Raw genomic sequence first — 25,187 nt, 5'->3', positions numbered from 1 at the left:
GACTGTTTTCCCCTTCATGCAGGCCGCTGGCGCGTATTTTTGTAGCGAGTTTGTATCGACATGCCAGCCGCATGCCATGCCCCGTGGCGGCGCTGCGTAGCCCCGCAAGCCTGATGAATCCAGCACTCTCCCCACACGGGCAGGCTGCGGTGCGCGCGCGCTGCCGGCGCTCGCCGGCGGGCGTGTGGGGAATTGTTTCAAATGGAAATGAAACAGATACATGACTATGCTAGAGTCGTTTCACGCTAGGGAGCGATGTTTTTTCAGCTGATCTTCAGCTCTTGACTCCCCGGTGGTTTAGCAATAGTTCAACCCGAAAAACGGCCGTCCGGCCTGAGTGTGTACCACCTCGGCCGGCGCCACAGACTCGCCGTGCCAGCGGCCTATAAAAGGACAAGCGATGGATTCGCAGACAGCACCCAATACCCCACGGCGCAGCCGCCGTTCGAAAATCGTCGGCACGGTCATCGCGCTGGCCGTGATGGCCGCGCTGGGAGGCGGCGCCTGGTACCTGACCCATTCGGGCACCAGCGCCAAGGGCGCTACCGGCATGGGCGGCCCCGGCGGACCTGGCGGGCCAGGCGGCCCCGGTGGACGCCGCGGCGCACCCTCGACCACCGTCGGCGTGGCGACGGCCGTGAAGTCCGACCTGCCCGTGGTGCTCGACGCGCTGGGCACGGTCACGGCCGCGTCGACCGTGACGGTGCGCCCGCAGGTGTCGGGCATCCTGAAGGAGCTGAAGTTCAAGGAAGGCGGCATGGTCAAGGCGGGCCAGGTCGTGGCGCTGATCGACCCGGCGCAGTTCGAGATGGCGCTGATGCAGGCCACGGGCCAGCGCCAGCGCGATGAGGCGCAGCTGGAAAACGCGCGCCTGACCCTGAAACGCTATCAGACCCTGCTGGGCCAGGATTCCATCGCGCGCCAGGACGTCGATACGCAGGCGGCGCTGGTGAAACAGCTGGAGGGCACGGTGCTGACGGACCGCGCCGCCGAAGGCACGGCCAGGCTGAACCTGGGCTACACCAAGGTGGTCTCGCCGATCAGCGGCCGCGCCGGCCTGAAGGTGGTCGACATCGGCAACCTGGTGAGCACCAGCGACATGGGCGGCGTGGTGGTGGTGACGCAGCTCTCGCCCATCGACGTGGAATTTTCCGTGCCGCAGGACAAGGTGCAGACGGTGCAGGAACGCCTGAACTCCGGTTCGGCCCTGGCGGCGCTGGCGCTGGACCGCACGCGCACGCACACGCTGGACAAGGGCAGCCTGACGGCGCTGGACAACCAGGTCGACGTGCAGACGGGCACCGTGCGCGCCAAGGCCCGCTATGTCAACGACAAGATGGCGCTGTTCCCCAGCCAGTTCGTCAACGTACGCCTGGAACTGGGCAATATCACGGGCGCCGTGCTGGTCCCCGTGACGGCCCTGCGCCACAGCAACAACGGCGACTTCGTCTACGTGCTGAAAGCCGACAAGACCGTCACCGTGCGCATGGTCACGCGCGGCCAGGCCACCACCGACATGGTGGAAATCCGCGCCGGCCTGGAGGCGGGCGAGCAAGTCATCACGGAAGGCGCCGACCGCCTGAAGGAAGGTTCGAAAGTCATGCTGGCGGGCGACACGCCGGCCGCCGGTGGCGCGGGCGCCGGCGCGGCGAATGGCGAACGCCGCCACCGCCGCCAGCACGCTGACGGCGCGGCCAGCGCACCGGCCGCTTCGGCGAGCACGCCTGCCGCGCCGGCGAAGGGCGCCGCGCAATGAGTCCGTCAACCCCATTCATCAAGCGCCCGGTCGCCACGGCGTTGCTGATGCTGGCCATCGTGCTGGCGGGGCTGGTCGGCTTCAAGTTCCTGCCGCTGGCCGCCTTGCCGCAGGTGGACTTCCCCACCATCCAGGTGCAGACGCTGTATCCGGGCGCCAGCCCCGAAGTCATGGGGCAGACCGTGACGGCGCCGCTGGAGCGCCAGTTCGGGCAGATGTCGGGCTTGCAGCGCATGAGTTCCACCAGCGCCGCCGGCGTCTCCATCATCACCCTGCAATTCACCTTGGGCCAGACCCTCGACGTGGCCGAGCAGGAAGTGCAGGCGGCCATCAACGCGGGCGGCTCGCTGCTGCCGACGGACCTGCCGGCGCCGCCCGTGTACGCCAAGATCAACCCGGCCGACGCGCCCGTGCTGACCCTGGCCATTACTTCCGACACCATGCCGCTGACGCAGGTGCAGAACATCGTCAACACGCGCCTGGCGCTGAAAATCAGCCAGGTCGACGGCGTGGGCCTCGTCTCGCTGTCCGGTGGCCAGCGGCCTGCCGTGCGCATCCAGGGCGACACCAAATTGCTGGCGTCGTACGGCCTGGGCCTCGACAGCCTGCGCACGGCCATCACGGCCGCCAACGTGAACAGCGCCAAGGGCAGTTTCGACGGTCCCACGCGCTCGTTCACCATCAACGCCAACGACCAGCTGGTGACGGCGGAAGACTACAAGCGCCTGATCATCACCTATAAAAATGGCGCGCCCGTGCGCCTGTCAGACGTGGCCAACGTGGTCGACAGCGCGGAAAACACGCGCCTGGGCGCCTGGGCCGGCAAGCAGCCGGCCATCATCCTGAACGTGCAGCGCCAGCCCGGCGCCAACGTCATCAAGACGGTCGACGCCATCAAGGCCCTGCTGCCCGACTTGCAGGCCAGCCTGCCGGCGGCCATGAAGCTCGACGTGCTGAGCGACCGCACGACGGGCATCCGCGCCTCGGTCGAGCACGTGGAAATGGAATTGCTGGTCTCCGTGCTGCTGGTGGTGCTGGTGATCTTCGCCTTTTTGCACAGTCTGCGCGCCACGGTGATCGCCAGCCTGTCCGTGCCGATCTCGCTGATCGGCGCCTGCGGCGTCATGTATTTGCTCGGCTACAGCCTGAACAACCTGTCCCTGATGGCGCTGACGATCGCCACCGGCTTTGTCGTCGATGACGCCATCGTCATGATCGAAAATATCGCCCGCTACATCGAGGAGGGCGAGACGCCGATGGCCGCCGCGTTGAAGGGCGCGTCGCAGATCGGCTTTACCATCATCTCGCTGACGGTGTCGCTGATCGCCGTGCTCATTCCGCTGCTGTTCATGGGCGACGTGGTGGGCCGGCTGTTCCGCGAATTCGCCATGACGCTGGCCATCACGATCCTGATTTCCGCCGTCGTCTCGCTGACCCTGGTGCCGATGATGTCGGCGCGCTGGCTGAAAAGCCACGCCGATGAAAAGGTCAGCGCCACGGGCCAGCGCATCCAGGCCTTCTTCGACAAGGTCATCGTGCGCTACGACCATGCGCTGGTATGGGTGCTGAAGCGCCAGGGCCTGACCCTGCTGGTCGCCCTGGCCACGCTGGTGCTGACGGTGATTTTGTACATCACCATCCCGAAAGGCCTGTTCCCCACGCAGGACACGGGGCAGCTGCAGGCGCGCATCGAAACCTCGCAAGCCGTCTCGTATGCGCGCATGGCCGCCTTGCAGCAGGCGGCCGCCGCCGCGCTGCTGGACGATCCCGACGTCGACACCCTGAGCTCCCTGGTGGGCGTGGATGCGGCCAACAACACCATGCTGCACACGGGCAGCATGCTGATCAACCTGAAGCGCTCGCGCAGCGACAGCCAGGATGACATCATGGAGCGCCTGCGCAACCGCGTGGCCAAGGTGGCCGGCGTGACGCTGTACCTGCAGCCGACGCAGGATCTGACCATCGATGCCGAGTCGGGCCCGACGCAGTACCGCGTCTCGCTCGAAGGGGCCGACACGGCCACTGTCACCGAATGGGCCGGCAAGCTGGCGGCGCGCATGCGCGAGAAATCGCAGCTGCGCAACGTCGTCACGGATGCGGGCGCCACGGGCGCCGCCGTCACGGTGGCCATCGACCGCGACAGCGCCGCGCGCATGTCGGTGACGACGGCCACCGTCGACGACGCGCTGTACAACGCCTTCGGCCAGCGCATCATCTCGACGATTTTCACCGAGACCAACCAGTACCGCGTGATCCTCGAAGCGCAGCCCGGCATCGTCACCACGCCGTCCGACCTGTCGGACCTGCAGGTGCGCACGGGCTCGGGCAAGTCGACGCCGCTGTCGGCCTTTGCCAGCGTCAGCGAAAAACAGGCGCCGCTGCAGATCACGCACGTGGCGCAGTACCCGGCCACCACGCTCGGTTTCGACACGACGCAGGGCGTGGCCCTGGGCAGCGCCGTCGACGCCATCCGCCAGGCGGCGAAGGACATCGCCATGCCCGCCTCGGTGACATTGACGTTCCTGGGCGCGGCCGGCGCGTATGAAAACTCGCTGTCGAACCAGCTGTGGCTGATTCTGGCCGCCGTCGTCTGCGTGTACATCGTGCTGGGCGTGCTGTATGAAAGCTATATCCACCCGCTGACGATTCTGTCGACGCTGCCATCGGCCGGCGTGGGCGCCTTGCTGGCGCTGATGATTTCCGGGCAGGACCTGGGCGTGATCGGCATCATCGGCATCATTCTGCTGATCGGCATCGTGAAAAAGAACGCCATCATGATGATCGACTTCGCCATCGAGGCCGAGCGCGACGAGGGCAAGGGGCCGCAGGAAGCCATCCACCAGGCGGCGCTGCTGCGTTTCCGTCCCATCCTGATGACGACCCTGGCGGCCCTGTTCGCGGCCGTGCCGCTGATGCTGGGCTGGGGCGAGGGTGCCGAGCTGCGCCGTCCGCTGGGCCTGGCCATCTTCGGCGGCCTGATCGTCAGCCAGGTGCTGACCCTGTTCACCACGCCCGTGATTTATCTGGCCTTCGACCGCCTGGGGCGCCGTTTCGGCGGCCAGACGGGCGGCACGGTGAGCCTGGACAAGCCGGGCGACAACGCGGGGAGCGCCGCGTGAACCTGTCCGAACCGTTCGTCAAGCGGCCCATCGCCACCGTGCTGCTGACCATCGGCATCGCGCTGGCGGGCATCGGCGCGTTTTTCGTGCTGCCCGTCTCGCCGCTGCCGCAGGTCGACTACCCGACCATTTCCGTCAGCGCCAGCCTGCCCGGCGCCAGTCCGGAAACCATGGCCACTTCCGTGGCCACGCCGCTGGAGCGGCGCCTGGGCGTGATCTCCGGGGTGAACGAGATGACGTCGTCGTCGAGCACGGGGTCGGCGCGCATCAATTTGCAGTTTGACCTGAACCGCAAGATCGATTCGGCCGCGCGCGAAGTGCAGGCGGCCATCGCCGCCTCGCGCGTCGACCTGCCCGCCACCTTGCGCAGCAACCCGACCTACCGCAAGGCCAATCCGTCCGACGCGCCCGTCATCATCCTGGCGCTGACGTCGAAGACGCGCACGCCGGGTCAGATCTACGACGCCGTCTCGAACCTGGTGCAGCAGAAGGTGGCGCAGGTGAAGGGCGTGGGCGACGTGGAACTGGGCGGCGGCTCGCTGCCGGCCGTGCGCGTGGAACTGCTGCCCTACCAGCTCAATCATTACGGCGTGTCGATGGACGACGTACGCGCGGCCCTGCAGGCGACGAATGCCAACCGCCCCAAGGGCGCGATCACCGGCGACGAGCGCAGCCTGCAGATTTACTCGGGCGCCAGCACGGCGTCCGGCGGGCGCAGCGCCGCCGACTACCGCAGCCTGGTGGTGGCCTGGCGCGACGGCGCCGCCATCCGTCTTGACGACGTGGCCGAAGTGGTCGACGGCGTGGAAAACACGAATACCCTGGGCCTGTTCAATGGCGACCCGGCCGTCATCGTGCTGATCACGCGCCAGCCCGGCGCCAACGTGATCGCCACGGTGGACGGCGTGCGCGCGCTGCTGCCGCAGCTGCAGGCGCAGCTGCCCGGCGACATCAAGCTGCAGGTGGCTTCCGACAGCACCAATTCCATCCGCTCCTCGCTGCACGAGATCGAGTTCACCTTGATCCTCTCCATCGTGCTCGTCGTGCTGGTGGTCAGCGCCTTTTTGCGCAGCGTGCGCGCCACCATCATCCCGGCCGTGGCCACCATCGTCTCCCTGCTGGGCACCTTCGGCGTGATGTACATGCTGGGCTTTTCCCTGAACAACCTGTCGCTGATGGCGCTGACGGTGGCCACCGGCTTTGTCGTCGACGATGCCATCGTGGTGCTGGAAAACACGCAGCGCCACATCGAGGCGGGCATGGACCGTTTCAAGGCGGCCCTGCTGGGCGCGCGCGAGGTGGGTTTCACGGTGCTGTCGATCAGCCTGTCGCTGGTGGCCGTCTTCATTCCGCTGCTGTTCATGGGCGGCCAGGTGGGACGGCTGTTCCGCGAGTTTGCCGTGACCCTCTCGGCCGCCGTGATGATTTCGCTGGTCATTTCCCTCACCACGACGCCGATGATGTGTGCCTGGCTGCTGAAAAGCGGCGGGCAGCACAAGGCGCCCGGCGCCGTGGCGCGCTGGTTCGAACGCGGTTTCGAGCGCATGCTGAAGGTGTATGAGCACTGCCTGGACTGGGCCCTGTCCAGCGCCGCGCTGGTGATGACCATCCTGGTGTTCGTCGTCGGCCTGAACGTGTATCTGTTCGCCGCCGCGCCCAAGGGTTTCTTCCCGCAGCAGGATACGGGCCAGATCAATGGCGGCATGCGCGCCGACCAGAGCATCTCGTTCCAGGCCATGCAGGGCAAGCTGCGCGAGCTGGTCAACATCATCAAGGACGATCCCGCCGTCGCCACCGTCGTGGGATTCACCGGCGGCGGCAGGGCAGGGGGCGGCTTCATGTTCATCGACCTCAAGCCCGCGTCGCAGCGCACCGACAAGGGCCAGGCCGTGATCGCCCGTTTGCGCCCGCAGCTGGCCAAGGTGACGGGCATTTCGCTGTTCCTCAACCCGGTGCAGGATCTGCGCATGGGCGGGCGTTCCAGCAATTCCACCTACCAGTACACCCTGATCAGCGACAACCAGGCGGACCTGAAGAAATGGGCGGCCAAGCTGGCCGACCAGATGAAGCTGCAGCCGGCCCTGATCGACGTGGACACGGACCAGGCGGAAAATGGCGTGGAAACCTTTGTCACCATCGACAAGGACCGCGCCACGCAGCTGGGCGTGCAAGTCAAGGATATCGACAATGCGCTGTACAACAGCTTCGGCCAGCGCCAGGTGGCGACCATCTACGATGAACTGAACCAGTACCATGTGATCATGGAAGTGGCGCCCCGCTATGCGCAAAGTCCGGAAGCGCTGCGCTCCGTGTACGTGCCGGCCACCGCCGCCAACACGTCATCCAGCACGTCAGCCACGGTGACGAATATCACGGCCGCGCGCGACCCGTCGAGCGGCAATGCGCTGGCCACGACCTTGACCACCATGGTGCCGCTGTCGTCGTTCAGCAGCTTTGCCGAGAGTTCGACGGCCACCTCGATCAACCACCAGGGCGGCGAGCTGGCCACCACCGTGTCGTTCAACCTCAGCGACGGCTACACCCTGGGCGATGGCCAGGCGGCCGTGGCCCAGGCGGAGGCGGAAATCGGCATGCCCGTGAATGTGCGCGGCAGCTTCCAGGGCACGGCGAAGAGCGCGCAGGACAGCAACAAGGAGCAGCCGCTGCTGATCCTGGCGGCCATCGTGGTGATCTATATCGTGCTGGGCATCCTGTACGAAAGCCTGGTCCACCCCATCACCGTGCTGTCGACCTTGCCCTCGGCGGGCGTGGGTGCCGTGCTGGCCCTGCTGATGTTCCGCATGGAGTTTTCCATCATCGCCCTGATCGGCGTGTTCCTGTTGATCGGTATCGTCAAGAAAAATGCTATATTGATCATCGACTTCGCGCTGGAGGCCGAGCGTTCGCGCGGCCTGACTGCGGTGGAGGCGGTGCGCGAGGCTTGTTTGCTGCGTTTCCGCCCCATTCTGATGACGACCGTCGCGGCAGCGCTAGGCGCCTTGCCGCTGGCGATCGGCTTCGGCGAGGGGTCCGAGCTACGCCAGCCCCTGGGGGTCGCCATCATCGGCGGCCTGATCGCCAGCCAGTTACTCACATTGCTGACCACCCCGGTGGTCTATATCCTGCTCGACAAGCTGCGCACGCGCAGCGCCGACGAGCAGCAATTGAGCCGCATTCCTGGGCCAGATAACCCGAGCACACAATCATGAAGCATGTAAAACCTCTGCACTCCACCATCGCCGCGCGCCCGCGCCGGCATCTCCTGGCGCTGGCCGCCGCTGTCATGCTGGCCGGCTGCGCCGTCAGCCCCACGTATGAAGTGCCGGCGGCGGCCGCGCCGCAGACGTTCAAGGAGGCGGCCGGCTGGCAGCCCGCCGCGCCGGCCGATACCCTCGAGCGGGGCCCTTGGTGGACCCTGTTCGGCGACGCGCAATTGAACCAGCTGGCCGACGGCATTGAGATCTCCAACCAGAACGTGGCCGAAGCCATCGCCGCGTACGAGCAGGCGCGCGCGCTGGTGCGCGAACAGCGCGCCTCGCTGTTCCCCAGCGTGAACCTGACGGGCAGCGGCACGCGCTCGGGCGGCGGCGGCGAGCAGCAGACCGGCAATAACTACCGCGCCGCCATCGGCGCGTCGTGGGAACCGGACGTGTGGGGCAAGCTGCGCGCCGGCGTGACGGGGGCCGACGCCAGCGCGGCGGCCAGCGCGGCCGACCTGGCCGCCGCGCGTCTGTCGGCGCAGGGCGAACTGGCGACCAATTATTTTTCGCTGCGCCAGAGCGATGCGCAGATCGCGCTGCTCAATGCCACCATCGACGGCTACAAGCGCGTGCTCGACATCACCGGCAACCGCTTCAATTCCGGCATCGCCGCCAAGTCCGACCTGCTGCAGGCGCAGACGCAGCTGGCCAATGCGCAGATCGACCTGTCGAGCCAGGTGCGCGCGCGCGCGCAGCTGGAACACGCCATCGCGATCCTGCTGGGCAAGGCGCCGTCCGACTTCAGCCTGGCCGTGGCGCCGTGGACCCTGACCGTGCCCGAGGTGCCGCTGGGCGTGCCGTCGACCCTGCTGCAGCGCCGTCCCGACATCGCCGCCGCCGAGCGCCGGGTGGCCGTGGCCAACGAGCAGATCGGCATCGCCCGTTCCGCGTACTATCCGAGCCTGAACCTGACGGGTTCCTATGGCGGCGGGGCCAGCCGTGTGGGCGACCTGTTCAATGCATCGTCGAGCCTGTGGTCGCTGGGCGTGTCGGCCGCGCAGACCCTGTTCAATGCGGGCGCCACCACGGCCAGCGTGGACGCCGCCAAGGCGGGCCACGAAGCGGCCGTGGCGCGCTACCGCCAGACGGTATTGAGCGCCTTCGGCGCCGTGGAAGACCAGCTGTCGGCCACGCGCGCGCTGGCCGAGCAGCTGACCTTGCGCCAGCAGGCGTCGTCGGCCGCCGACCAGGTCGAACAGCAGATGCTGAACCGCTATAACGCGGGCCAGGTCGGCTATACGGACGTGGTGACGGCGCAAGTGACGGCCCTGTCGGCGCGCCGCTCGCTGGTGCAGGCGCAGGCCGATCGCCAGACCACGGCCGTGGCACTGATCCAGGCGCTGGGCGGCGGCTGGCATACGCCGCCGGCGCAGTAAGCGGGACAGCCTGGCGCAGGCAAAAGACCTGCGCCAAATTCGCGTTTCCCCGCGCATCTTGAGTGCTAAAATGCAAGATTATCAATTCACAGCCTGACGGTTTTGCCGTGGCTGCACTCTTGCAGACGATGACACGCAGCAAACACAGCAATGCCTCCGTGCCCGAACTGGCCACCATCGTCTTCCCCGTGGTGGCCATCGGCGCTTCCGCCGGCGGGCTCGATCCCATCGTCGCCTTCCTGGCGAATGTGCCCCAGGAAAGCGGCATCGCCTATGTGGTGATCCAGCACCTCGATCCCACGCAGAAGGCCATGCTGCCGGAACTGCTGCAGCGCGCCACCAGCATCCCCGTCACGGAAATCACGCACCAGGCGGAATTGCGCCCGAACCATATCTATGTGATCCCGTCGAATGCCGACCTGGGCCTGTCGAAAGGGCGTTTCCTGCTCAGCGAGCCGGTGCAGCTGCGCGGCCACCGCTTGCCCATCAATACTTTTTTCGAAAGCCTGGCGGCCGAACTGGGCGAGCTGGCCGTCGGCGTGGTGTTTTCCGGCATGGGTAACGATGGCACGCGCGGCTTGCAGGCCATCAAGCAGGCGGGCGGCCTGACGCTGGCGCAGCATCCCGACACGGCCAAGTTCGACATGATGCCGCAAAGCGCCATCGCCGCCGAAGTGGTCGATCTGGTCGACTTCCCCGACAAGATGCCGGACAAGATCATCAGCTACCTGTTCCGCAGCAGCTTCCTCAGCTTGCCGGGAAGGGAGCCGAACGGGCGCAATTCGCTGCAGGAGATCGTTGCCCTGTTGTCCGAGCATACGGGTAACAGCTTTACGGATTACAAGATCAATACGGTGCTGCGCCGCATCGAGCGCCGCATGAGCCTGTACCAGATGACGTCGATGGAAGAGTACGTGCCGTACTTGCGCGCGAACCCGGCCGAAATCGACTTGCTGTTCAAGGAATTGCTGATCGGCGTGACGAGTTTTTTCCGCGACCAGAAGGTATGGGAATACCTGAAAATGGTGGTCTTCCCGCAAATGCTGGCCGCGCATCCGGACGGGCGCGCCTTCAAGGCCTGGGTGCCCGCCTGCTCCACGGGCGAGGAAGCGTATTCGCTGGCCATGGTCTTCCATGAAGTGGTGGCGGGCATCAATCCGCCGTCGAAATACAGCCTGCAGATCTTTGCCACCGACCTGTCGGCCGACGCCATCGACCGCGCGCGCCAGGGCCGCTTTCCGCACAGCATCAGCAGCGATGTGTCTGCCGAACGCCTGGAGCGTTTCTTCTTGCGCGACAAGAGCGACTACCACGTGAAAAAAGAGATCCGCAACACGATCATCTTTGCGCAGCAAAACATCATCTCCGATCCGCCGTTCACCAAGCTCGACATCCTGTGCTGCCGCAACCTGCTGATTTACCTGAATGCCAAGCTGCAGCAGCGCCTGATTCCCCTGTTTCACTACGCGCTGAACCGTGATGGGGTCCTGTTGCTGGGCAGCGCCGATACGCCCGGCCACTTTTCCGACCTGTTTTCGCCCCTGACCACGTCGACCCGGCTGTACCGCCGGCTCGACAACCTGGCGCGCCAGCGCCTGCCCACGTATTTTCCCACCAAGGTATCGTTGGCATCCCCCCCTACACCTAGCGACACGAGAGAAGTCAGCATGACTGGAAAGATTCAATCCCATGTCGAGCAATTATTGCTCCAGAAATATTCACCTGCCGCCGCGCTGCTGAACCAGGACGGCGACATCCTGTACATCAATGGCCGCACGGGCGCATTCCTGGAGCCGGCGGCCGGCAAGGCCAACTGGAATATCCACGCCATGGCGCGCGAAGGCTTGCGCTATGAACTGGCGGGCCTGATCAAGCAAGCCTTGCAGAGCGAAAGCGTGGTGCGCCTGAAGGGCCTGGTGGTCAAGGACCATCTGGGACAATCGCTGGGCGTGGACCTGAGCGCCGAAGCGTTGAGCCAGCCCGAATCCCTGCGCGGCATGGTCTTCGTCACGTTCTCCAGCGTGCCGTTGGCGTCCGAGGTGCGCCGCGGCCGCTCGCCGAATCCCAAGGTGCTGGAGCTGGAACAGCAACTGGCGCAGGCGCGCAATGAAATCCAGGCCGTGCGCGACGAGATGCAGACCTCGCGCGAGGAACTCAAATCGGCCAACGAGGAATTGCAGTCGACGAATGAGGAACTGCAATCGACGAACGAGGAACTGACGACGTCGAAGGAGGAGATGCAGTCGCTGAACGAGGAACTGTACACCGTCAATGCCGAACTGCAATCGAAGGTCGATGATTTGTCGCTGGTCAACAGCGACATGAAGAACTTGCTTAACAGCACGGACATCGCCACCATCTTCCTCGACAGCGACCTGCGCATCCGCCGCTTCACGGCGCCTGCCACGCAAATCTACAAGCTGATCCAGACGGACTTGCGGCGTCCGCTCAGCGATATCGTCAACGACCTCGACTATCCGGGGCTGGAAACGGACGCGCTGGAAGTCATCCGCAGCCTGGTCTTTTGCGAGCGGCAAGTGCCGACCAAGACGGGGCGCTGGTACAACGTGCGCATCATGCCGTACCGCACGATTGAAAACGTGATCGATGGCGTGGTCGTCACCTTCATCAACATCACGGAATCGAAGTTGCTGGAAGCCCAGCTGCGCCAGATGCAGTCCGGCGCCGTGGCTGGCGGCGCGACGGGAGAGAGCGTGTCATGAGCGAACCATTCGACGGCGGTGCCGCGCCGGCCAGGCTGAGAGAGCAGGCCGAGCAATTGGCGGAGCGACAGCGTCAGCCTGTGCCGCCACCGTTGTCGAATGAAGAAGTGATGCGCCAGCTGCATGAATTGCAGGTGAGCCAGATCGAGCTGGAAATGCAGAACGCGGCCCTGGCCGAGCTGGAACAGCTGAAGAATGAATTTGAAAGCAGCCGCGACCGTTATGCGCAGCTGTATGAACAGGCGCCCGTCAGCTATTTTTCGTTGGCGCCCGAAGGCGTCATCACGCGCGCCAATGAAGCCGCCTGCGGCTTGCTGCGGCGGGAAAAGAGCCGCCTGCTGGGCCGGCGTTTCGAACAGTTCATCGCGCCCCAGGCGCAGGGTGGTTTCCGGCGCTTCCTCGACGCCGTGTTTGCCAGCGGCGCGCGCCAGGTGCTCGAGGCGCAGCTGTTCGAGTCCGAGGCGGGCCGCTCGGGCGGCGTGGTGCGCATCGAGGCCAACTTCGACGGCGCCAGCGGCACGGCGCGCATGCTGGTGACGGACCTGGGCGACGAGCTGGCGCGCGAATCGGCCTTGCGGCGCGCCTTCGTCATCCTCGATACCATCCGCGAAGGCGTGCTGGTGACCGATAGCGCGAACCACATCATTTCCGTCAATCCCGCCTTCACCACCATTACGGGCTACCAGGCGGAAGAAGCCATCGGGCGCGACCCGTCCTTCCTGGGCGGCGGCACGCATCTGCCGCAATTTTATGAAGCCATGTGGCGCAGCCTGCACCAGGACGGCAGCTGGTATGGCGAGCTGGTGAACCGGCGCAAGAATGGCGAGCGCTTCGTCGAATCGCTGTCGATCACGCCCATGCGCTCGGCCGATGGCGCCATCAGCCATTTTGTCGGCGTGTTTTCCGATATCACGGAACGCAAGCTGGCCGAAGCCGACTTGCGCGAGCTGCACCGCGAACTGGACCAGCGCGTCATCGACCGTACGGCCGAGCTGCTGCGCGCCAACCAGCACCTGCAGATGGAAGTGCACCAGCGCGAACGGGCGCAGGAAGCCCTGCGCGACGCCGAGCGCTTCTTCCATGCCACCATCGATTCGCTGTCGGACCGCGTGCTGGTGCTGGACCAGGCGGGGAGCCTGGTGCACGCCAACCAGGCCTGCCTGGCGTTTGCCGGCCACGCCAGCCACCAGCTGCAGTATCTGCATTTTTGCGAGACGGACCCGCGCTGGCAGCGCAATGCCGGGCGCGAGCTGGCCACCGGCATCCGCGCCGTGATCGCCGGCACGACCGATGCGTACGCGCTCGAGTATGAATTTGCCACGCGCGCCGGTCCCCGCTGGTCGCAGGCCAAGGTCAGCCGCTTCCTCGGCGAAGGGCCGCTGCGCGTGGTGGTGGCGCACACCGACATCACCGAGCGCAAGCTGATGGACGGGGCGCTGCGCCAGTCGCACGCCCAGCTGCGCCAGCTGGCGCTGCACCTGGAAACGGCCAAGGAAGACGAGCGCAAGCGCATTTCGCGCGACATCCACGATGAACTGGGGCAGAACCTGCTGGCGCTGCGCATCGATATTTCCATGCTCAGCGCGCGCACCGAGGGTTCCCATCCCCGTTTGCACCGCCGTGTCGGTGCCGTGCTCAGCAATGTCGACACCACCATCAAGAGCGTGCGCGGCATCATGAACGAGCTGCGCCCGATGGCGCTGGACCTGGGCTTGCAGGCCGCCATCGAATGGCAGGTGGGCGACTTCCGCAAGCGCAGCGGCGTGGCCTGCCGCCTGCTGATACGCGACGAGGCGCTGTTCGCCGCCATCGGCAGCCAGGTCGAGACGGTGCTGTTCCGTATCGTGCAGGAAGCGCTCAGCAACGTCATGCGCCATGCCCAGGCCAGCCAGGTCGAGATCGAGCTGAGTTCGGACGCCTGCGCCGTGTACGTGGCCATCAGCGACAACGGCATCGGCATCACGCCGCAGCAGCAGCGCAAGAAACAGTGCTTTGGCCTCATCGGCATTTCCGAAAGGGTGACGGCGCTGGGCGGCCAGTTCGAGGTGGGTACGCCGCCATCGGGCGCCGGGTGCCGCCTGGCCCTGCAGATTCCCTTGCCGGGCGCGGTGCGCGTGATCAGCTGAGCGGTGATTGCCGCAAGATAATTTTTTTGCCGACCCGGGCGGCCTGGACAGGCTATACTTTCGCCTGCTTTTTATGGAGGGGCATATCTTGTTCAAGACAATCGTATTACCAGTCGCCTTGATGGGCGCGTTCGCCGGCGCACACGCCGACGAAGGGCAGTGGCAGCCACACCAATTGCCACAGCTGAAGGCCGAACTGAAACGGGTCGGCATCGACATTCCCGCCGAAAAACTGGCAGACCTGAGCAAGCACCCGATGAGCGCCATCGTGTCGCTGGGCGGCTGCTCGGCCGCGTTTGTTTCCGACGCGGGCCTGGTGGTGACGAACCACCACTGCGCGTACGGCGCCATCCAGCGCAATTCCACGCCGGAACATAATTACATCACCAACGGCTTCCTGGCCAAGACGCGCGCCGCAGAGCTGCCGGGCGGCCCGAACAGCCTCGTGTATGTGACCGACAAGGTGGAAAATGTCAGCGAGCGCGTGCTGAAAGGCTTGACGGCCGACATGACGGGCCGCGCGCGCCACGAAGCCGTGGAAAAACGCGTCAAGGACCTGATCGCCGAATGCGAGACGGACAAGATGTACCGCTGCTCGGTGCCTGCCTTCCACCGCGGCCTCGAGTACTACCGCATCCGCCAGATGATGATACGCGACGTGCGCCTGGTGTATGCGCCATCGGACAAGATCGGGAACTTTGGCGGCGACGTCGACAATTACGAATGGCCGCGCCACACGGGCGACTACTCGTTCCTGCGCGCCTACGTGGGCAAGGATGGCCGTCCGGCCGACCCGTCGCCGGACAACGTGCCGTACAAATCGAAGGACTTCCTGGTGGTCTCGGCCGAAGGCTTGAAGGCTGGCGACGGCATCTTGCTGGCGGGCTACCCCGGCCGCACCAGCCGCTACAAGCTGCCGGCGGAAATCCGCTTCGCGCGCGATACGGCCTTCCCCCTGAAAGTATCCGAACTGCAAGCTGACCTGGCCGTGATGGCGGACGCGACGCAGGGCGACGCCGCCTCCGCCGTGCGCTACGCCAGCGTGGTGAAAAGCATCAATAACGTGCTGAAGAAAACCCAGGGCTTGCTCGACGGTTTCGCCCGCAAGGACATCGCCGCCATCAAGGATGGGCAGGATGCCGAGTTCCGTGCCTGGTACGCGAAGCAGCCGAACGTGTCGCCGACCCTGCTGGCCGAACTGGACGCGGCGATCGCCAGCGACATGGCCCTGAGCGAAGAAGAGTTCGCCTGGACGGTGGCCACCAACAGCGATCTGCTGAAGAGCGCGCGCACCGTCTACCGCCTGTCGCAGGAACGCCAGAAGCCGGACGCCGAGCGCGAATCGGGCTTCCAGCAGCGCGACCTGGCCTTCATCAAGGCCCGCCTGGCGCGTCTGGAACAGTCGTACGTCAACAAGGTCGACCAGGCGCGCTTTGAAGCGGGCCTGAAGCGTTACGCGCAACTGGCGGCGAAGAGCCATCCGCAAGGCCTGGACGCGCTGTTGCCGGCCCCAGCGGCCGTGGCGGCCCTGTACCAGCAGACGCAACTGGCTGACACGGCCAAGCGCCTGGCCTGGCTGGACAAGGACCAGGCTGCCGTTGCCCAGTCCGACGATGCCTTCATGCAGCTGGCCGTCAAGCTGCAGCCGGTGGAACTGGCGCTGGAAGAGCGCCGCAAGGAAATCGACGGCAACCTCGAGCGCGTGATTCCGCAATACATGCAGGCCGTGATCGCGTGGAAACAGTCGCAAGGCAAGCCGGTGTATCCTGACGCCAACTCGACCCTGCGCGTGACGTACGGCACGGTCGCGCCGTACTCGCCGCGCGACGGCATCACCAAGGGGCCGTTCACGACCGTGGAAGGCATCGTCGAGAAAGTCACGGGCAAGGCCCCGTTCGAAGCGCCGCAAGCGCTGCTCGACGCCGTCAAGGAAAAGCGCTACGGCCAGTTCCGCGATCCGGCACTGGGCACGGTGCCTGTCAACTTCCTCACCAGCGCCGACACCACGGGCGGCAATTCCGGCTCGGCCGTGATGAACAAGCGTGGCGAGCTGATCGGCCTGAACTTCGATTCGACGTATGAATCGATCACCAAGGACTGGTACTTCGACACGGCCATCACGCGCGCCATCCACCTCGACATCCGCTACATGCTGTGGGTGATGAAGGAAGTGGACCACGCGGATAACCTGCTGCAGGAAATGACCATCAAGTATCCGAAAGCCGTCAAGGCCGCGAAGTAATCAGTTTTAGCAAGCGCTGGAACAAAGCCGCATCCGCCCCAGGGCCGATGCGGCTTTTTTGCGTATGGCCAACTATTTTGAGTTCCATCAATATGCCGGCGTCCACCGTGGTTAGCATGGACCGGGGAAACGAAGTAAGCCCCAATAAATTCTTGTGATTTCTGACGTCCATAACCGGCGCTCTACAAGGTGGCCGACGAGGCTTGCCAACTGCTAGCAGTCGGCGCCTTGTATAGCATCCGGTTCTGTGTGTCATAAATTCACAATAATTTCCTGACGATTGCTTGTCCGAAGGAGGCAACATGGATGATGGCGAGCTGGCAGCCGATCTGGCGCGGCTTTTCGGAGCGGGCCGGCGCGTGCAGGAGAGCCGCTTGCTGCGCATGGATTTTCCGCGCGAGGACGGTCCGCCCGATACCGCGCTGCTGGTCAACAGCTTGCGGGCACATGAGGAAATGTCACGCGACTTCCGCTTCGACGTCGAACTGCTGTCCGACAATCTCCACGTTCCCCTGACCGCGATGATGGGACGCATGGTCACGATTTCCATGGTGCGCGACGACGGCAGCTTGCGCTATTTTAATGGTTATGTCGGCGAATTTCGCCTGTTGCGCAGCGATGGCGGTTTCGCGTTCTACCAGATGGTGCTGCAACCGTGGCTGGCATTGTCCAGGCTGCGCATGGACAACGTCTCGTTCCACGAACGCACGGTCATCGACATCAGCGAAACGACCTTCGGGCATTATTTGCAGCGGGACTGGCAAAACCGGCTGCATGAGGAAAAAGCGATATTAAGCTGCGCCAACCAGCATAATGAAACCGATTACAACCATCTGCACCGGCGCTGGGAAGACCAGGGTATCCATTACTGGTATGAACATCGCGCCGACGGTCATACGCTGTGTCTGGGCGACAATACCTGGCTGAGCGACAGCATCGACACAGGCGACCCCCATGCCAGCGAAGCCGACGAGATGGCGTTTCGCAGCGGCGCCGGCTCGCTGGAGCGCGACGGCATACGCGATTGGCAGGCAATACGCAAGATCGCATCAGGCTCGCTCACGCTGGCCAGTTTCAACTACAAGCATCCGTATGCCAGCCGCGCCAGCGGCTATGCGCTGCACCAGCAGGGCGACGTGTTTGCCCATGAACTGTATCAAAACACCGGCTATGGCTACGCCGGCATGGGCGACGGCGAAGCGCTGGCGCAACGCCGCCTGGAGGAGCATCACTGCCAGGCGCAATACTTCGACGCCGGCGGCAATCACCGCTGCGCCCAGGCCGGGCGCAGTTTCACGCTGGGCGGACACTTCAGCGGCACGCCATCCATGCCGGCCAAGGGTGAGGCGGCGCGCCCGGACATCCGCGCGCGCGAATACCTGATCCTGTCGGTCGATCATATCGCCAGCAACAATTACCAGGCAGGCACGGGCGCGCAGTCGCATTATGAAAACCGTTTTCGCTGCATCCGCAAGAGCATCCGCTGGTATCCGGGGCGGCAGTTCAACAGCACGCCTTGTGCCTGGCCCGGCGTGCAGACGGCGATCGTCACCGGGCCGGCAGGCGAAACCATCCATACCGACGCGCTGGGCCGGGTGAAGGTGCAATTCCACTGGGACCGGCTGGGCAAGTTCGACGCGGGCAGTTCGCCATGGATCCGGGTCATGACGCCCTGGGCGGGCCAGGCGTTCGGCCAGATCGCGTTGCCGCGCATCGGCCAGGAAGTGCTGATTCAGTTTCTTGATGGCAATATCGACCGTCCCGTCATTGTCGGCGCGGTGTACAACGGCAACCACGCGCCGCCGTGGAATTTGCCGGGGCAATGCGTGCTGGGCGGCTGGCGCAGCGCCGAGCTGATGCCTGGCGGCGGCTACGGCGTGCGCGGCAACCAGCTGGTGCTCGATGACACGCACCAGCGCATCCAGGCGCAACTGAAAAGCGATCACCAGCACAGTCAATTGTCGCTCGGCTGCATCAGCCGCATCGAAGACGCCAGCGGGCGCAAGGATGCGCGTGGCGAAGGCTGGGAACTGGCGTCAGACGCCTGGGGCGTGGCGCGCGCCGGGCGCGGCATGTTGCTGACCACCGAGGCGCGCCCTGGCGCCGCTTCGCATATCAAGAGCATGGATGAAACCTTGCGCCGGCTGGCCGAGGCTGCCGAGCGGCACAAGGCGCTTGCCGCCCTGGCGCAGCATTACGGCGCGCAAGAAAGCACCGACCAGCAGGGCGCCGCGGCCGATGTGCTCAATGCCCAGCATGCGGCGATCAAGGGCGGTGCCGGCAGTGGCGACAGCGCATTTCCCGAACTATCGAAGCCGCATCTGGTGCTGGCCAGTCCGGCCGGTATCGAAACGACGACCGCGCAATCGACGCACATCGCCAGCGCCGAGCACACGGCGCTGACGACCGGGTGCGACCTGTCGCTGGCGGCCGGCGGCGGCCTGTTCGCCAGCATCGGCGCGGCGCTGCGCCTGTTCGTCCACAAGGCTGGCATGAAACTGATCGCCGCAGCCGGCCCGGTGCAGATCGCGGCGCAAACCGATACGGTCGATATCGTCGCCCACAAGGTGCTGGAATTGATCAGTCAGACCGACTGGGTGAACATTCGCGGCCGCAAGGGCGTGCGCCTGCATGGCGCTAATTGCATGCTTGAAATTAGCGACAAGGTACAGTTTTTTACCGCGTCGCCGACGCTGTTCCATGGAAACCTGGAAACGCTGGCGCCCAAGAACCGGCCGCAACCAGAGCTGGAACCGCCCATCGCGCCGGTAGCGGGGCAATTGCAGCATACGATACAGGCCCATGCGGATGGCGGCCAGTATGCCAATGTGCCGTACACGCTGTACAAGGGAGACGCCGAAGTCGAACGGGGCCTGACCGATGAATACGGCCGCATCGTGATCGCACACCAGGACGGCACGCCGCGCTACCGTGTCGTCCTCGGCAATGGCGAGGAGTTTGCCCTGGAAGCCAGCGCGTGCTTCGAGCCGAACGCGGCGCCGGACGGCGAGCAGAAGCTGTCGAACCGCGGTTTGCGCGCGCTTGACGACACCAGCGACGGCCGCTGGTTTCAATGATCACCTTGCACTGACAGGAGAGCGCCATGCCGGAATCGAGCGGCCGCATTGAAACCACCCACATCGACGAAGTCGGACGCACTGCGACGAGTTCGCTCCAGTGGCTGCTGGAAAACCGCAACCTGAAGGGCAAGGCCACTCATCCGATTACGCACAACAACAAGCTGACGCTGTTCATTTGCGGACAGGAGGGGTTCGCCGACATCGCCGCCGAGATCGCCAGGGCTAAAGATTCCATCGACCTGTGCTGCTGGGGCTTCGACCCAGGCATGGAACTGGTGCGCGGCAACAGCGCCACCTGGCCGCGTGGCGACACGTTTGGCGACTTGCTGATCGACGCCACCACGCGGCGTCACGTCAGGGTGCGCCTGCTGATCTGGTATGACCGGATCGGTTCGCCGATAGCGCGCACTATGCCGGGCCATTCGCACGGCACCTCGCCATGGAAAACCGGTGGACAGCGCGCCGACGACATCAGCGCCAGAGCCAGCCTGGCGATGTTGCAGGAGGCAGTCAGGAAAAAACTTGTTTTAAGCAGTGCTTTCAGGGGCGATATCGTCCGGCCCGAGGATATCCCTATGCTGGCGCGTGAAGAATATTGCCACAGCTGGTATGCGGCCGCGTTCCATGGCTTGTTGGGGCGCCTGACGATTCACCTGCGGCACGGAAACAGCCATGCGATCAGCAAGAGTATCGCGACCGAAACAAGCCAGCCGCACGGCTTGACGATGGGGGAAATTGAAAAGCCCGGCATGAGCTACTTGGGCACGCATCACCAGAAGACGATCCTGATCGATTTCTCCCACGAAAAGGGATCCAAGGCCGTCGGCTATGTAATGGGCCTGAACTCGGTGACCGATTATTGGGACACGACCGCCCATCTGCTCGACGACACGCGTCGCGAACAGGGCGGTGTCAACGAGCGGCGCGAGTGTTTGCAAGGAATGGCGGCGGACGGCGGCTTTGCCACGCTCAAGCCCTATCAGGATTATGCCTGCCGCATCGACGGCGGCAAGGCATTGATCGCGCTGTACAACAATTTCGTGAAGGCATGGGACCGCGCGATCGACGACCTCACGCATCAGGCCGCCGGGGAATGCGTGAGTTGGTATTCGTCATGTAAAAACCCGCCGGCCCAGCTGTTGCGCGAGGCCGGGCCGGATGACTCCACCGTGCAGATCGTCCTGACGCAGCCCGAGGAGCAAGACAAGACGATCAAGGAAACCTACTTTCGCGCGGTGACCCAGGCCAGCCTGGCGGCCGGCTACCTGTACGTGGAAAACCAGTATTTCCAGTACGAAGAATGGGCCCGGCACTTGCTGAGCGAGCGCAAGAAGGTGGTCTCCGCCTGGAAGGCCGGAAGCCTGAAAGCTGGCAAGACCATGCGTGATATGCCGGTCATGCACGTATTCATCGTCATTCCCGTGCCGGAACGCGCGCAGATGGTGCCGCGTACCCACGACACGCTGGCGACCCTGGGGCAGCACGCTGGCATGACGGGGCAAAACACCATGATCGACGACTATAACAAGCGACCGAAAACCCGGCGTGTCAGGGCCGGATTCGGCATTTCCACCGAGGCGGAAGTCAAGTTGCCAGACGTGGTGCAGCACTCCAACGGCATCAACAAACCCGGCGCGATGACGCTTGAGAGCGAATTCGGGCTGAAGGTATCGGTGGCCATGCTCAATGTCAGCGCGTTTGACAAGGACCGCTGGCGCTACCGTGAAATCTATATCCATTCCAAATTGATGCTGGTCGACGACGTGTTCATGACGCTGGGCAGCGCCAACCTGAACCAGCGCAGCATGGCTGTCGACAGCGAGATCAATATCGCCACCGTCGACTACCGCGTGGCCCGCGACTTGCGCAAGCGGGTGTGGCGCATGCATAGCGGTGGGCTGGTCGATGGCGGGGAGGGGACGAAGGGGGAAATTGTAGCTGCTTACGGGAAATGGGTGGAGCTGATGGGGGCAAACCGTGACAGGAAAAAATCTGATTCTGCAAATGCGGATGACAAGAAAATGACCGGCTTTTTGCTCCCCTTGGAAGATACACGCAGTTCCACGATGCGTTTGGGGTGAGCATGAAAAAGTATAAAAATTTCCCCCTTCCCCTGCCTTTTCTTATTTTGGCAGTTTTTCTCTGTATTCCTCTAACTTCATGCAAAATGCCTAACGACACAGTCCTGCCACGCAACCAAAGCCTGCCGCTCTTCAATCCGCATGTGGCGGATTTCATCTGTGAAATCGAGGCAAGCAAGGTGCCGCCCATTGATGCGCAAGCGGAGGATTGGTTCCTCGAAGCGCGCGCCTTGGAAGATCCTGAAATTTTCGTGGAAGACCGCGACTACAAAAAAATTGTCGATTTGACCCGTCGAGCGGCAGAGCGATTGCACTGGAAGGCGATGCTCAATCTAGCCAGCCTGTATGTGGAAGGACGCGATCCTTTATACGGTAATGAAGAGGCGGTGCAACTGGTGGAAAAGGCGATGCGGCTAGGGATTCCGGCCGCATATGACCGGATGGGAACGTATTATGCGAATGGCACGGGCGTCAACGGCGATATCACGCGTGCCTATGCCTTCTGGCAAAAGGCGGCGCAAATGGGTAACCCCCAAGCGATGGATTTTTTGTCAGATAAACTAAATGTAGGTCCTGCAAATGAAGGAGCAGGGTATTGGGCTAATATTCCTGTCGCAATAAAAATGATGGAATGTGCATTTTCCCAAGGGTACGGACCAGTTGCATATAATTTATCTTATATGTATGCCTCCCCGAGAATGGCCACAGGAAGAGTTAGCGGGCTGCGTACGCCAGAAACTAAAGCACTTGCTCTTAAAGTGCTACATGAGGGCGTAGCATTCGGCTGCGAAAAGTGCGCAAACAAGCTGGAGATTGAGTTTGGAGATCCATTTAATCTTGCAACCATGTTGGCTCCTTATATTGATAAAGCGCGAGCGGAACGTTACGGCGTACTTAATCGTGAACTGGGATTCAATCCCAATGCGCGCTTTCCTAATCTGGACAAGGTCTTGCCGCTCCCGCCCGCCGATCTGCCGCCCTGGAATGGCGACAGGGATACCTTGCTGCATGCCGCAAAGGGCGTCCGTCCGCCGCCAGCCACCCCGCAGCCAAGCGCCGCCTCGCTGTTGCAACAACCATATTTCCTGGCCGCCGACTATGCGCTGCATCCCACCGGCTTGCTCAGCGACGCGCCGACTGCGCCGTTTTCCGCATACTGGCAACCCGCCCAAGGGCAAGGAGTGACGGAAGCGGCCCGGCTGTTCGGTGAAGGTGAAGAGTTCCGCCATTTCGGCATGCTGGATGCCGATGGAACGACCCGTTACGGCCCCGTGACGTGGGAGCAGTGCCTGACGATACGGCACAGCCATGGGGCAGTGGAACCGTGCGCGGCGCGCGGCTTGCTGCGCGAGGTGGCGCGGCCGGAGCCTTTGTTGAGCTGCGCTTGCGACCAGGCCTGTCCGGTCAGCGGCGTCTGGCAACCGTGGGTGGAGGCCGACCATCCGCTGCAAGCCGTCGTCAACCAGTACTGGCGGCAGGCGTGGCTGAACCAGGGCGCGCCGTTCCCGCGACCGCGCCGCGACTGGCTGCTCGATTTGCCTGACGACGAGGTGACGTGGCATTTGATGGATGCGTCCCTTCCTGATCTTGGGTAACGCAATGGATGGCAATCAATCCAGCATGGATGCCACAAGAGGACGCCTTGCGTTGCTGATTGTCTTGTGCTGCCTGCTAGCCTGCAAAATGCCAGACGACAAAGGTTGGCCACGCAACCAGAGCCTGCCGCTCTTCAATCCCCATGTCGCGGATTTCATCTGTGAAATCGAGGCAAGCAAGGTGCCGCCCATCGATGCGCAAGCGGAGGATTGGTTCCTCGAAGCGCGCGCCATGGAAGATCCAGAAATTTTTGTGGAAGACCGCGATTATAAAAAAATCGTCGATCTGACGCGTCAAGCGGCAGAGCGATTGCACTGGAAGGCGATGCTTAATCTGGCCAGCCTGTATGTGGAAGGGCACGATCCTTCGTATGGCGAGGAAGAGGCGGTCCAACTGGTGGAAAAGGCGATGCGGCTGGGCATACCGGCCGCCTATGACCGCATGGGCACGTATTATGCTAGCAGCACCGGCGTGAACGGCGACATCACGCGTGCCTATGCCTTCTGGCAAAAGGCGGCGCAGATGGGAAATCCACAGGCAATGGGTTTTCTCGGCGAAAAATTGACTGCTGGAGAGGATCACCCAGGTATTGATATGTGGGGCAACATTCCTGTAGCGACCAAAATGCTGGAATGTGCGGTTGCCCAAGGTTATGGTCCAGCGGCATATGATTTATATTATTTATATGGTGCGCCAAGAACTGCAGATGGCACAATAATTGGCGATCATCGGACGCCAGAAACAAAAGACCGCGCACTAAAAGTCTTACATGAAGGTGTCCGCCTGGGTTGCGCGCAGTGCGCACGCGATCTCTCAATAGAGTTCAGCCAACCTTTTAATATGTCCGATATGTTAGTGCCGTTCATTGACAAGGCTCGCGGCGAACGTTATGCGGTGCTTAATCGTGCCCTCGGCTTCAACCCCAATCGCCGCTTCCCCAATCTCGATAGAGTCCTGCCATTGCCACCGGCCGATCTGCCGCCTTGGGATGGTCAACGAAAGAGCCTGCTTGACGCCGCCATGGGCGTCCGCCCACCGCCAGCCACCCCGCAGCCAAGCGCCGCCTCGCTGTTGCAACAACCATATTTCCTGGCCGCCGACTATGCGCTGCACCCTGCCGCCTTGCGATCCCGCATGACGACGATGTCCAGGATTCAGGACAGCGGTGCTGGCGTCAGGGCCTCCACCGGCAACTGAAAAAAGCGCGGCACCATGGCCGGCGATAAATCGTCGCCGCCGTCCGTCATGGCCAGGCGGCCGCTCAGCAGCAGCATCACGTAGCCGTGGCCCAGCGACCAGCCGGCGCTGGCGGCGGCCTTGTCCCAGCGCGCATCGAGGCCCGCTTCGCGCACGGCCGCGCCCGCCGTTTGCAGCACATACTGGAAGCACGCTTGCGCCGCTTCCTGCAGGGCGGGGAACTGGCGCACGTCCTGGTGCTCGAACATCAGGCGGTAATGGGCCGGCGCGGCCAGGGCGAATTCGATGTATTGCTGGCCCAGCAATTGAAAGTGCTGTTCGGCCGGCAGGCTGCCCGGCGGCGGCAGCTGCGTTTCCCATTTCTGTATCAGGCTGGCGAAGCCGGCCGCCGCCACCTCGGCCAGCAGCGCTTCCTTGCTGGGGAAGTGGCGGTACACGGCGGCCACCGAGACGCCCACCGCGCGCGCCAGTTCGCGCAAGGAGAGCCCGGCGTCGCTTTGCCGCGCCAGCTGGGCGATGGCGGCGGTCACGAGGGTATCGCGCAGGTTGCCGTGATGGTAAGTGTTCGTGGTTGTCATCGCTGTTGTCATTGCATGTTATCGCTGTTCACATTGTGGTGTATGATGGCCAT

General features: G+C 63.8%; 12 protein-coding genes. 11 read left to right on the top strand and 1 reads right to left on the bottom strand.

What is annotated here, in order from left to right:
* Positions 1-400: 400 nt before the first annotated feature.
* The 11 genes from BM193_RS01920 to BM193_RS28155 all read left to right on the top strand — a co-directional run bounded on the left by BM193_RS01920 (position 401) and on the right by BM193_RS28155 (position 24,556).
* Positions 401-1,756, top strand: a complete 1,356-nt coding sequence (locus BM193_RS01920; RefSeq protein ID WP_092794959.1) for an efflux RND transporter periplasmic adaptor subunit — start codon at positions 401-403, stop codon at positions 1,754-1,756.
* Positions 1,753-4,875, top strand: a complete 3,123-nt coding sequence (locus tag BM193_RS01915; RefSeq protein ID WP_092794957.1) for an efflux RND transporter permease subunit — start codon at positions 1,753-1,755, stop codon at positions 4,873-4,875. The genes BM193_RS01920 and BM193_RS01915 overlap by 4 nt, the downstream gene beginning before the upstream one ends.
* Positions 4,872-8,084 carry an efflux RND transporter permease subunit gene (locus BM193_RS01910; protein WP_092794956.1) on the top strand — a complete coding sequence of 1,071 codons (3,213 nt, stop codon included), beginning with the start codon at positions 4,872-4,874 and terminating at the stop codon, positions 8,082-8,084. Before BM193_RS01915 ends, BM193_RS01910 begins: the two co-directional genes overlap by 4 nt.
* On the top strand, positions 8,081-9,511 hold the full coding sequence (locus tag BM193_RS01905) for an efflux transporter outer membrane subunit (protein WP_092794954.1): 1,431 nt from the start codon (positions 8,081-8,083) through the stop codon (positions 9,509-9,511). The genes BM193_RS01910 and BM193_RS01905 overlap by 4 nt, the downstream gene beginning before the upstream one ends.
* Before the next feature lie 128 nt (positions 9,512-9,639).
* Positions 9,640-12,234, top strand: coding sequence for a chemotaxis protein CheB (locus BM193_RS01900; RefSeq protein WP_092794952.1), 2,595 nt, complete (start codon positions 9,640-9,642; stop codon positions 12,232-12,234).
* Entirely contained in the window at positions 12,231-14,360 is a 2,130-nt protein-coding gene (locus BM193_RS01895; protein ID WP_254785787.1) for a sensor histidine kinase, read from the top strand. The genes BM193_RS01900 and BM193_RS01895 overlap by 4 nt, the downstream gene beginning before the upstream one ends.
* Before the next feature lie 88 nt (positions 14,361-14,448).
* Positions 14,449-16,602, top strand: coding sequence for a S46 family peptidase (locus BM193_RS01890; protein WP_368087074.1), 2,154 nt, complete (start codon positions 14,449-14,451; stop codon positions 16,600-16,602).
* 302 nt (positions 16,603-16,904) lie between these two features.
* Entirely contained in the window at positions 16,905-19,679 is a 2,775-nt protein-coding gene (locus BM193_RS01880) for a type VI secretion system Vgr family protein (RefSeq protein ID WP_254785785.1), read from the top strand.
* Between the two features lie 26 nt (positions 19,680-19,705).
* Positions 19,706-21,763: a phospholipase D-like domain-containing protein gene (locus tag BM193_RS01875; protein WP_092794946.1), complete on the top strand. Its 2,058-nt coding sequence runs from the start codon at positions 19,706-19,708 to the stop codon at positions 21,761-21,763.
* Between the two features lie 2 nt (positions 21,764-21,765).
* Positions 21,766-23,358, top strand: coding sequence for a tetratricopeptide repeat protein (locus tag BM193_RS28160; RefSeq protein WP_139175994.1), 1,593 nt, complete (start codon positions 21,766-21,768; stop codon positions 23,356-23,358).
* The gene (locus tag BM193_RS28155; protein WP_139175993.1) at positions 23,333-24,556 is read left to right on the top strand and encodes a tetratricopeptide repeat protein; all 1,224 of its coding nucleotides are present in this window, start codon (positions 23,333-23,335) and stop codon (positions 24,554-24,556) included. Before BM193_RS28160 ends, BM193_RS28155 begins: the two co-directional genes overlap by 26 nt.
* On the opposite strand, the gene BM193_RS01845 is transcribed toward BM193_RS28155, so the two are convergent.
* A complete protein-coding gene (locus tag BM193_RS01845; RefSeq protein WP_175533123.1) occupies positions 24,514-25,134 on the bottom strand; it encodes a TetR/AcrR family transcriptional regulator in 621 nt (206 codons plus the stop codon). The genes BM193_RS28155 and BM193_RS01845 overlap by 43 nt on opposite strands.
* Positions 25,135-25,187: the final 53 nt, after the last annotated feature.

Origin of the sequence: Janthinobacterium sp. 344, assembly GCF_900112025.1 — a bacterium.
In the GTDB taxonomy this organism is placed as follows: Bacteria; Pseudomonadota; Gammaproteobacteria; order Burkholderiales; family Burkholderiaceae_D; genus Janthinobacterium.
This window is presented reverse-complemented; position numbering and strand designations above follow the sequence as displayed.